This window comes from Streptomyces alkaliterrae (assembly GCF_007097205.2).
In the GTDB taxonomy this organism is placed as follows: domain Bacteria; phylum Actinomycetota; class Actinomycetes; order Streptomycetales; family Streptomycetaceae; genus Streptomyces; species Streptomyces alkaliterrae.
Genome location: NZ_VJYK02000241.1, coordinates 1 through 8,362, shown reverse-complemented (window position 1 = coordinate 8,362; position 8,362 = coordinate 1). Strand labels below are relative to the sequence as shown.

Genomic DNA, 8,362 nt, shown 5'->3' with positions numbered 1-8,362 from the left:
CCGACACCCCTACCCCGCCCCGCTGGACGACGTGCTCACCGCCTACCGGTGGCTGCTCGGCCACGGGGTGCCCGCCGAGCGGATCTCCGTGATCGGCGAGTCCTCCGGTGGCGCGCTTGTCCTCTCGGCCCTGCAACTCCTCCGTGACGAGGAGGCCCCGCCACCGGCGAGCGTCGCGCTGCTCTCCCCGGTCACCGACCTGAGTGTGAGCGGCGCGTCCGTGGACACCAACGGCCGTGTGCACGACCCGGGGGTGGACCGGTCGATGCTCACCCGGCTCATCGGGCAGTACCTCGGCGACGCGCGTCCGGACGCCGCCCCGCAGTCCCCGCTGCACGGCGACCCGAGCGGGCTGCCGCCGCTGCTCTTCGCCGTCGGCACGGGCGAGGCGCTGCTCGACGACAGCGTGCGCTTCGCGGAGGCCGCCGACGCCGCCGGCGTCCGGACCCGGGTGGACGGCTACGAGTCGCTGATCCACGGCTTCCAGCTGCTGACCCTCCTGCCCGACAACCCGACGGGGAGGATGTTCCTGGACCGCGTCGCACGCTGGCTGCTCGACCCGGTCGGCGCCGTCGCCGACCCGGTCGTCTAGGCCGACCCGGTTGTCGAGGGCGGGTCTTCCGGCTGGTTCACTGGGGGACATGAGACGCCGCGTGACGATCCGTGTCCCCCTGCCCGGCCGTCGTCTGGTCATGGCGCTGGCCACCCTGCTGATCGCCGTCGTCATCGCGCTTGTCGTGCAACTGACCTGAGCGGCCGGGCGGAACCGGCCACGATCAGCTGCAAAAGCCCACCGCGACCGGCCCCGAGCGTTAGTTTGGTGGCCGAAAAGCCGCGTGTCGCCCCCGCGAGTCCGACCACAACCGCACCACGACCGGCCGAGGGGAACCGCGCCCTACCCCAAGGAGACCAAGGTGGCTGAAGGCACGTCCCGCCCCGATGCGGCTGCCACGGACCGGATCGACTCCACCGTGCCGCACTCGGCGCGTATGTGGAACTACTGGCTCGGCGGCAAGGACAACTACGAGGTCGACCGGGCCGCCGGCGACCAGATCCGGGAACTGCACCCCGGCATCCTGGAGTACGCGCGCGCGGACCGGGCGTTCCTGGGCCGCGCGGTGCGCCACCTCAGCGCCGACCTCGGCGTGCGGCAGTTCCTGGACATCGGCACCGGACTGCCCACCGCCGACAACACCCACGAGGTCGCCCAGCGGCTGGCGGCCGACTCCCGCGTGGTCTACGTCGACAACGACCCGCTGGTGCTCACCCACGCCAGGGCGCTGCTGACCAGCACTCCCGAGGGCGCCACCGACTACATCGAGGCCGACCTCCACGAACCCGAGGCGATCGTCGAACAGGCCAGGAGGACCCTGGACTTCGAGCAGCCCATGGCGATCATGCTGCTCGGCATCGCGATGTTCGTCGCCGACACCGACGAGGCGCGGGACATCGTGCGCCGACTGCTGGCGGCCGTGCCGTCGGGCAGCTACCTCGTGCTGTCCCACACGATCACCGCGCCGGGCCTTGAGGACGTCGACGCCGCCGTGGCGTTCTGGAACTCGGTCGGCACGCCGAAGCTCAAGCAGCGCACCCCGGAGGAGGTCGCCGCCTTCTTCGAGGGCCTGGACGTCCTCGAACCCGGCGTCGTCTCCTGCTCCCGCTGGCGCCCCGACCCCCTCCCCGGCGGCGGCGAGCCGGAGGAGGTCGCCTTCTGGTGCGGCGTCGCCCGCAAACCCTGAGTCGAGGGAGCAACCGGCTTTGAAACCAGCGGAGTTCGACGAGGACCGGTTCCTCGACCGGATCGCGGACCGGCTCGTCGGCCTGCCCGGCGTCGAGGCCGTCGCCCTCGGTGGCTCGCGAGCCGAGGGCACCCACACCCCGGAGAGCGACTGGGACCTCGCCGTCTACTACCGGGGCCGGTTCGAGCCGGCCGACCTGCGTGCGCTGGGCTGGCCCGGGGAGGTCTCCGAGCTGGGCGCCTGGGGCGGCGGCGTCTTCAACGGCGGCGCCTGGCTCACCGTCGAGGGCCGCGCGGTCGACGTGCACTACCGCGACCTCGACGTCGTCGAGCGGGCACTGGCCGACGCGCGGCGCGGGCGGTACCGCCGGGAGGTGCTGCTGTTCCACCTGGCCGGCATCCCCACCTATCTGCTCGTCGCCGAGCTCGCCGTGAACCGGGTGCTGCGCGGCGCGCTGCCGAGCGTCGGCGGGTACCCGGAGGCGCTGCGGGCCCGCGCCGGCCGCGAGTGGTACGAGGCCGCCCGGCTCACCCTCTCCTACGCCGCCGGCCACGCCCGGCGCGGTGCGCGCACCGAGGTCGCGGGCGCCGTCGCGGTGGCCGCCGCGCAGGCCGCGCACGCGGTGCTCGCCCTGCGTGGCGAGTGGGTCACCAACGAGAAGCGGCTGCTGGACCGGGCCGGTCTGCGCGGCGTGGACGACGTCTTCGACGCCCTCGGCCACACGTCCGAACCGGCCGGGCGGCCGGCGCGGCTGCGGGCCGCGCTGGAGCGGGCGGAAGGACTGTGCGCGGAGGCGGTGGATGCGGCGCGGGCGTCGTCCGGGTGATCCGCACGTTGTGTTGTGTGGCCGGGGCGGGTACGGTGCTCGATGACCCCCAGGTGGGTCTTTCGTTGTGGTAGCGGATGTTTGGCGGTACAGGCAGTGGTTAAGGGTAAGGTCATCCGGTTTGACGCGGTTCGTGGCTATGGCTTCGTGGCGCCCGACGACGGCGGCGAGGACGTGTTCATCCACGTCAACGACCTGGACGTGGACAAGCACCTGATCAGCACGGGTGCCATCGTCGAGTTCGACATCGAGGAGGGCGACCGGGGGCCGAAGGCCTCGCGTGCCCGCCTCGTCGAGCGCGGCGCCTCCGAGCGCCCGGTGGGCGGCGGCTACTCGGGCGGCGAGGAGGGCGACTGCGACATCCTCACCGCCAAGGAGTACCGCGACGAGGTGACGGAGGCGCTGCTGAACGCGGCGCCGACGATGACCGCCGAGCAGATCGTGCGGGTCCGGCAGCGGCTGATCCAGCTCGCCGGCAACCACGGCTGGGTGGAGAGCTGACCGCGTACGGTCACGCAGAAACGGACGGACGGCCGTCGGACACCAGGTGTCCGACGGCCGTCCGCGTGTAGTGGGCGACTCCGGCGGCGCCGGTTACTCGTCTACGGCGCCGGTTACTCGTCGCCCTCCAGCTCGCCCTCGGTCTCCAGCATCGTCTGCCGCAGCGCGTCGAGGACCGCCGGGTCGGGCTTCTCCCACATGCCGCGCGACTCCGCCTCCAGCAGCCGTTCGGCCATGCCGTGCAGCGCCCAGGGGTTGGCCTCCTCCAGGAAGGCCCGGTTCTCCGGGTCCAGCACGTAGGTCTGCGCCAGCTTGTCGTACATCCAGTCGGCCACCACACCGGTCGTGGCGTCGTAGCCGAAGAGGTAGTCGACGGTGGCGGCCAGCTCGAAGGCGCCCTTGTAGCCGTGCCGGCGCATCGCCGCGATCCAGCGCGGGTTGACCACCCGGGCCCGGAAGACCCGGGAGGTCTCCTCGGCGAGGGTGCGGGTGCGGACGGTCTCCGGGCGGGTGCTGTCGCCGATGTACGCCTCGGGCGAGCTGCCGCGCAGCGCACGCACGGTGGCGACCATGCCGCCGTGGTACTGGAAGTAGTCGTCCGAGTCGGCGATGTCGTGCTCGCGGGTGTCGGTGTTCTTCGCCGCGACGGTGATGCGCTTGTAGGCGGTGCGCATCTCGTCGTGCGCGGCCCGGCCGTCGAGCCCGCGCCCGTAGGCGTAACCGCCCCACACCGTGTACACCTCGGCGAGGTCGGCGTCGGTGCGCCAGTCCCGGCTGTCGATGAGCTGGAGCAGCCCGGCGCCGTACGTGCCCGGGCGGGAGCCGAAGATCCTTGTCGTGGCGCGGCGTTCGTCGCCGTGCTCGGCGAGGTCGGCCTGGGCGTGGGCGCGCACGAAGTTGGACTCGGCCGGCTCGTCCAGTGAGGCCGCGAGCCGCACCGCGTCGTCGAGCAGGCCGACGACGTGCGGGAACGCGTCGCGGAAGAAGCCGGAGATGCGCAGCGTCACGTCGATCCGGGGGCGGCCCAGCTCCTCCAGCGGCACCGGCTCCAGACCTGTGACGCGGCGGGAGGCGTCGTCCCACACCGGGCGGACGCCGAGCAGCGCCAGCGCCTCGGCGACGTCGTCGCCCGAGGTGCGCATCGCGCTGGTGCCCCACAGGGAGAGGCCGACGGACGGCGGCCAGTCGCCGTGGTCCGTGCGGTAGCGCTCCAGCAGCGAGTCGGCGAGCGCCTGCCCGGTCTCCCAGGCGAGCCGGCTGGGGACCGCCTTCGGGTCGACGGAGTAGAAGTTGCGGCCGGTCGGCAGCACGTTGACCAGCCCGCGCAGCGGCGAACCGGACGGGCCCGCGGGCACAAAGCCGCCGTTGAGCGCGTGCACCGCGTGGTTGATCTCGTCGACCGTGCCGGCCAGCCGCGGCACGACCTCGTTCGCCGCGAACTCCAGTACGTCCGCGACCGGTTGACGCTGGTCCTCGGGCAGGTCGGCGGTGACGGCGGGGACGGCGTCCAGCGCCCAGCCGGCCGCCTCCATGGCCTCGACCAGCGCGCGGGCCCGGGTCTCCGCCTCGTCGGCGGTGGTGCGGGTGGCCGCCGACTCGTCCAGGCCCAGCGCCTCACGCAGCCCGGGCAGCGCGGTCGTGCCGCCCCAGATCTGCCGGGCGCGCAGCACGGCCAGCACCAGGTTGACCCGCTCCGGGCCGGTCGGCGCCCCGCCGAGGACGTGCAGACCGTCCCGGATCTGCGCGTCCTTCACCTCGCACAGCCAGCCGTCGACGTGCAGCAGGAAGTCGTCGAAGCCGTCGTCGTCGGGGCGGTCCTCCATGCCCAGGTCGTGGTCGAGCTTGGCGGCCTGGATCAGCGTCCAGATCTGCGCGCGGATCGCCGGCAGCTTCGCCGGGTCCATCACTGAGATCGCCGCGTACTCGTCGAGCAGCTGTTCCAGCCGGGCGATGTCGCCGTAGGAGTCGGCGCGGGCCATCGGCGGCACGAGGTGGTCGATGAGCGTGGCGTGCACCCGGCGCTTGGCCTGGGTGCCCTCGCCCGGGTCGTTGACCAGGAACGGGTAGATCAGCGGCAGGTCGCCCAGCGCGGCGTCGGGCGCGCAGGCCGCCGACAGGCCGGCGTTCTTGCCCGGCAGCCACTCCAGGTTGCCGTGCTTGCCCAGGTGGATCATCGCGTGGGCGCCGAAGCCGCCCTCGTCCTGGCCGCTGGCCATCCAGCGGTAGGCGGCCAGGTAGTGGTGGGACGGCGGCAGGTCCGGGTCGTGGTAGATCGCCACCGGGTTCTCGCCGAAGCCGCGCGGCGGCTGGATGACGATCAGCAGGTTGCCGTGCCGCAGCGCCGCCAGCACGATGTCGCCCTCGGGGTTGCGGCTGCGGTCGACGAACATCTCACCGGGCGGCGGACCCCAGTGCTCGACCACCGACTCCCGCAGCTCGGCCGGCAGCCCGTCGAACCAGCGGCGGTAGTCGGCCGCCGGGACGCGGACCGGGTTGCGGGCCAACTGCTCCTCGGTCAGCCACTGCTGGTCGTGGCCGCCGGCGTCGATCAGCGCGCGGATCAGCTCGTCGCCGTCACCCGACTCCAGGCCGGGGACGGCACCCTCGCCGCTGGTCGGGCCCAGGTCCCAGCCCTCGTCGCGCAGTCGGCGCAGCAGCGCCACCGCACTGGCCGGAGTGTCCAGGCCGACGGCGTTGCCGATGCGGGAGTGCTTCGTCGGGTAGGCGGAGAGGACAAGCGCCAGCCGCTTCTCGGAGTTCGGCACGTGCCGCAGCCGGGCGTGCCGGACCGCGATACCGGCGACCCGCGCCGTCCGCTCGGCGTCGGGTACGTAGGAGGGGAGTCCGTCCGCGTCGATCTCCTTGAAGGAGAACGGGACGGTGATCAGCCGTCCGTCGAACTCCGGCACCGCCACCTGGCTCGCCGCGTCCAGTGGCGACAGACCCTCGTCGTTCTCCTCCCAGTCGGAACGGGAGGAGGTGAGGCACAGCGCCTGGAGGATCGGCACGTCCAGCCGCGCCAGTGCGCCCGCGTCCCACGACTCGTCGTCGCCGCCGGCCTGCGCCTCGGCGGGGCGGGTGCCGCCGGCGGCCAGCACGGTGGTCACCACCGCGTCCACACCGGCGAGTTCGTCCAGCAGCTCGGTCTCGGGCGCGCGCAGCGAGGCCACGTACAGCGGCAGCGCCCGCCCGCCCGCCTGCTCGATCGCCTCGCAGAGCGACGAGACGAACGCCGTGTTGCCGCTCATGTGGTGGGCGCGGTAGTAGAGCACCGCGATCAGCGGGCCGTCGGCCGGTCCGGCGGACTCCCGCTCCAGCGGGCCCCAGGACGGCGCGGCCTGCGGCGGGTCGAAGCCGTGACCGGTGAGCAGCACGGTGTCGGAGAGGAAGCGGGCGAGCTGGTCGAGGTTGCCCGGACCGCCGTGCGCCAGGTACGCGTGCGCCTCGGCCGCGATGCCGACGGGCACCGTCGACGCCTCCATCAGCTGCGCGTCCGGGGCCTGTTCACCACTGAGCACCACCACCGGACGCGGCTGCGCGAGCAGCGTCTCTAGACCTTCCTCCCAGGCGCGCACACCGCCCAGCAGCCGGACGACCACCAGGTCGACCCCGTCCAGCAGCCCGTCCAGGTCCTCCAGCGGGAGGCGGGAGGGGTTGGCGAGCCGGTAGGGGACGGGACCGCCCGCGGCACGGGCGGACAGCAGGTCCGTGTCGGACGTCGACAGCAGCAGGATCATGCGCGTCTGGCCTTCCTCGGGGTTTCCGCGCCCCGGGCGGGTCGTGACGGCGGGAGTTCCTGGCTCACCCGGCTCTCGCCGGGCTCACAGTGGCGGGACCGCGCCGGATTCTCACCGGGCTTCCTCCCATGGCGCCGTCGCTGGCGTCGACGGGCCTGTTGGCCCGCCGGGGAGCATCGTACGCCGGACGGTCCCGCGTGCGTGGGCCGGATGTGGCACGTCCCACCTCCGGGCTCCGGGGCCCGTACGCCGTCGTATGCTCGCCGCCATGCCCACCACCCCCGGCACCGAGCCGAGCCCTCCGGCCGTGCCCGCACGCGACCGCGGCGACGCCTGCCCCGGTGCTTTGCGGTTGCACAGTGCTGATGACGGGATGCTCGCCAGGGTCCGGCTGGTCGCCGGCCGTCTCGCCGTGCCACAGGCCCGTGCGCTGGCCGACCTCGCCGAGCGGTACGGGGACGGGCACCTGGACCTCACCTCGCGCGGCAACGTGCAGTTGCGCGGCCTCGGAGACGGCTGCTCGGGCGAGTTGGCGGAGCGACTGGCGGCGGTCGGCCTGCTGCCGTCGCCCCGTCACGAGCGGGTGCGGAACGTCGTCGCCTCACCGGCCGCCGGGCTGGACGGCGGCGGGCACGGGCGCGTGGGGGAGTGGGCCGCCGCTCTCGATGATTTGCTGTGCGGAAGCGAATCCGCGCCCCGCCTCTCGGGGCGCTTTCTGTTCGCGCTGGACGACGGGCGAGGCGACGTCGCCGCCCTCGGCGCGGATGTGACGTTGCTCGCGCGGCCCTCGGACGCCGTGCTGCGGCTCGGCGCGGGGGCGTGCGCGGTCGCGGTCCCCGCCGCCGACGCGCCCCGGGCGGCGCTGCTCGCCGCCGAACTCTTCCTCTCCCTCTCCGACGCCTCCGGCACCGGCGCCTGGCGGGTCCGCGAACTCCCCGACGACCACCGCCCCACCGCCGACACCCTCGCCGCCCACCTGCGTGCGGCGGGTCTGCGGGTCTCGCCGGTCGTATCCGAAGAGGCCGCCGAGGTCCCGCCCGGCCGACCGGTGGGTCCGCCGCCCGGCGTACTGACCGCGCCGGACGGCACCCGCTCGCTGTCCGTACTCATCCGTCTGGCCAGGATCAGCACGTCCGGCTGGCGACTCCTCGCCGACCTCGCCGAAGGCGCCGCCCAGCGCGGCGAGGCACGGGCCGCCGGTGAGCTGCGCGTCACACCGTGGCGCGGCGTTGTCCTGCCCGGCGCCGGCGACCCGGAGTCCCTGGCCCGCGCCGCCGCCGACGCGGGCCTGATCACCGACCCCGGCTCCTCCTGGCTGGGTGTCACCGCCTGCACCGGGCGGCCCGGCTGCGCCAAGTCGCACACCGACGTCCGCGCGGACGCCACCGCGACCGTCGCCCTGCTCGCGCGGCAACCGCACCACCCCGGGCCCCAGGGGCCGCCACCCGTGCACTGGTCCGGCTGCGAACGCCGCTGCGGACACCCCGGCGGCGAGTGGACCGACGTCACCGCCACCCCGGACGGCGGCTACCGCGTCACCCACCGCGCACCCGGCCGGG

General features: G+C 74.0%; 6 protein-coding genes and 1 riboswitch. Of the genes, 5 read left to right on the top strand and 1 reads right to left on the bottom strand.

Features of this window, described 5'->3' with window-relative positions:
* From FNX44_RS19940 to FNX44_RS19925, 4 genes are all read left to right on the top strand, one after another.
* On the top strand, nt 1-592 hold a 592-nt coding region (locus tag FNX44_RS19940), incomplete at its 5' end, for an alpha/beta hydrolase fold domain-containing protein (protein ID WP_143649794.1).
* Between the two features lie 397 nt (nt 593-989).
* The gene (locus tag FNX44_RS19935; protein WP_143649796.1) at nt 990-1,739 is read left to right on the top strand and encodes an SAM-dependent methyltransferase; all 750 of its coding nucleotides are present in this window, start codon (nt 990-992) and stop codon (nt 1,737-1,739) included.
* 19 nt (nt 1,740-1,758) lie between these two features.
* Nucleotides 1,759-2,565, top strand: a complete 807-nt coding sequence (locus tag FNX44_RS19930) for a nucleotidyltransferase domain-containing protein (RefSeq protein WP_143649792.1) — start codon at nt 1,759-1,761, stop codon at nt 2,563-2,565.
* 42 nt (nt 2,566-2,607) lie between these two features.
* Nucleotides 2,608-3,066 (top strand): cold-shock protein, encoded by a 459-nt coding sequence (locus FNX44_RS19925; protein ID WP_153507506.1) that lies wholly within the window; start codon nt 2,608-2,610, stop codon nt 3,064-3,066.
* Nucleotides 3,067-3,179: 113 nt separating this feature from the next.
* Here the strand turns inward: FNX44_RS19925 and cobN are convergent, their stop codons facing one another.
* Nucleotides 3,180-6,803, bottom strand: a complete 3,624-nt coding sequence (gene cobN, locus FNX44_RS19920) for a cobaltochelatase subunit CobN (protein ID WP_143649788.1) — start codon at nt 6,801-6,803, stop codon at nt 3,180-3,182.
* Nucleotides 6,804-6,856: 53 nt separating this feature from the next.
* Nucleotides 6,857-6,929, bottom strand: a riboswitch (cobalamin riboswitch).
* A gap of 142 nt (nt 6,930-7,071) precedes the next feature.
* Here cobN and FNX44_RS19915 point away from each other — a divergent pair.
* The coding region (locus FNX44_RS19915) for a ferredoxin-like domain-containing protein (RefSeq protein WP_228450039.1) at nt 7,072-8,362 on the top strand (1,291 nt) is incomplete at its 3' end.